At 59.9% G+C, this 621-nt stretch carries 1 pseudogene; it reads left to right on the forward strand.

The annotated features are described in order from the left end of the window. Window positions 1–621 (forward strand): annotated as a pseudogene (locus HCZ87_RS20775) (calcium-binding protein); the annotation flags it as partial.

Here is a 621-nt window from a genome sequence, read left to right on the forward strand (position 1 = left end):
GGCGGTTATGGCAACGATACCCTCCATGGCGATACCTCCACCGATATCATCTACGGGGATGAGGGCAACGACAGCATTACAGGTGGCACCGGTGACGACACCATTTATGGTGGTGACGGCAATGACCGCCTCTTCGGCAATACATCACTGGATACCCTCTATGGCGGGGCGGGCGACGATTACATCTCCTCGGGCGATGGTGTTGATTATGTCGAAGGTGGTGAAGGCAATGACACCATCTATGGGCGCTCCGGCTGGGATACTCTGCTCGGCGGCGAGGGCGATGACAGCATGGTTGGCAGCGAAGGCGACGACCAGCTTAGCGGTGGCACCGGCGACGACTGGCTGTCGGGTGGCTCGGCATGGGATGCCCTTTACGGCAACTCCGGCAATGACACGCTCTATGGAAATTTCGGGTCCGACGTCTTGTCGGGAGGTCTGGGTGAGGATGAGCTTTATGGCGGCACCGGCGAGGATACCCTGAGGGGCGGCGCAGATGACGACGTGCTGCTGGGCAACCAAGGCGTCGACCGGCTTGAAGGCGGATCTGGAAACGACCTCCTACGCGGTGGCACCCTGGTCGATACCTTTGTATTTGACGTTGGCCATGACGCAGACGAG

This window comes from Phaeobacter sp. HF9A (assembly GCF_011806385.1).
In the GTDB taxonomy this organism is placed as follows: domain Bacteria; phylum Pseudomonadota; class Alphaproteobacteria; order Rhodobacterales; family Rhodobacteraceae; genus Epibacterium.